The organism is Candidatus Symbiopectobacterium sp., assembly GCF_020054415.1.
In the GTDB taxonomy this organism is placed as follows: domain Bacteria; phylum Pseudomonadota; class Gammaproteobacteria; order Enterobacterales; family Enterobacteriaceae; genus Symbiopectobacterium.
The window spans coordinates 1-1,505 of record NZ_JAHWCO010000325.1 but is presented as its reverse complement, the minus strand read 5'-3'; the positions used below and the strand labels follow the sequence as shown (position 1 = coordinate 1,505).

Annotated in this window: 5 pseudogenes; 2 read left to right on the top strand and 3 right to left on the bottom strand. The window is 50.1% G+C overall.

The features are described 5' to 3' along the window. Window positions 1-224: pseudogene (locus tag QZ506_RS09510) on the top strand (IS5/IS1182 family transposase); the annotation flags it as partial. Window positions 225-279: 55 nt separating this feature from the next. Here QZ506_RS09510 and QZ506_RS09505 read toward each other — a convergent pair. From QZ506_RS09505 to QZ506_RS09495, 3 pseudogenes are all read right to left on the bottom strand, one after another. Beyond that, window positions 280-405 (bottom strand): annotated as a pseudogene (locus tag QZ506_RS09505) (phage baseplate protein); the annotation flags it as partial. Next, window positions 395-799: pseudogene (locus QZ506_RS09500) on the bottom strand (phage GP46 family protein). The pseudogenes QZ506_RS09505 and QZ506_RS09500, both read right to left, overlap by 11 nt. Before the next feature lie 7 nt (window positions 800-806). Next, window positions 807-1,353, bottom strand: a pseudogene (locus QZ506_RS09495) (phage baseplate assembly protein V). A 74-nt stretch (window positions 1,354-1,427) separates the two neighbouring features. Here QZ506_RS09495 and QZ506_RS09490 point away from each other — a divergent pair. Further along, window positions 1,428-1,505, top strand: a pseudogene (locus tag QZ506_RS09490) (IS1 family transposase); the annotation flags it as partial.

Below are 1,505 nucleotides of genomic sequence, written 5' to 3'. Positions count from 1 at the left end.
GCGGTAGTAACGATATCTGGAAAAAGAAAGTGGTCTATCACCGGCGCTCGGTGGCTGAAACGGCCATGTTCCGGTTCAAAAGGCTTCTGGGTGGTCATCTAAGTCTGAGAGACTACGATGCTCAGGTGGGTGAAGCCATGGCCATGGTCATGGTCATGGTCATGGTCAAAGCGCTTAACCGGATCACGCTATTAGGAATGCCGAACAGTATTCGCATCACGTAACAATCGACCCGTATGGGGCTCAGTCGTTACAAGTTCTGATTTATTCAACAAAGCCTCTGGCGTACACCTCTGTATCCAGACGGCGTAACACACCGTCCTCGTTAAATCGTGTCAACAAATCACCGCGAAGGGTGTCTATCAGTTGTGGTAGGGTCGGGCGCGAAAAACAGCTAGTTTGCATGGATCACGCTCCACAGGTTGTTGAGGGTCATCGTTTTTATGTTATGGTCAGGTAAGGTCAGGATGACGGTTGCGCTTAATCTATCGGTACCTAAGCGCACTACCTCAATATCAACACGAAGCGCTACACCGTCCTCCGTCATCCACTTGAGCGCCTGAGCGATATATTCCTTCGCTTTTTGCGCCGTCTGATAGGTTAATGTTGTGCATTTCAGCAGATGCAATCGAGAGCCAATCCGGTCATTTTGTACCGTCGGCCACGTATCACCCCACCATCCCATCGGGGTATCCGTGTCGTCATCCTGTTCAGCCCGTCACTAGGTGAATAACGAGATAATCACGGCACGGGTTAATCGGTCGCTACCCTGGTAGGAATAGTGCCTGTCGTTCACCATCAGCATCTTATGTCATTTCCTGATTAGGCGTTCCCGTCATTCCGCCACTGTCGCCTCTATGGTTGTTGTACTGTGCCCGCACGGTACTCATGGAGCCGGATTTGTCCTGTATTTCAGCGTGTGAAGCGATAGATTGCCCGGCGGTGATCTTTCCGGGCGTTTCCACTTGTTGAGTGTTGAGTACCACCTTATTTTTTTGCATTGATAACAAAGGGTTCTGTGGTTTCCTCTATCAATCTACCGCGCTTGAGCACAATGCTATCACCTTCATCGGTATAGATCGCCACCTCACCACGTTGGAGGCCTTTAAGTCGATGGCGACGGTCTGCAACGTTAATTACGATGCCGTGAGAGCGATCACCTGAGAGGAATAGCGCAACCCCTTCCGCACCGGAATGTGCGGTAGAGGTGAAGGCGTAAGGCTCAAGGTATTCCATACCGGCTTTTGTTTCGCCCGCTATCATTGCGACATCTACCTGCTGGCAAGCGATGGCACTATTTACCCCTTGCACGATTGCCCTTGACCATAGACGCGACAAGCTGCGCTGCAGCATGGATACAACGTTTTGGTCGTGTATTCAATATGTTGATTGCAGTGTGAAATGTCCGGTTTTGGATGTGGAATACAGTGGCTAAAGTTGATGTAAGATGCCCGTTTTGTGAACAGACATCTCCTGTGAAAAAACACGGTTATGGCAAAAGTGGC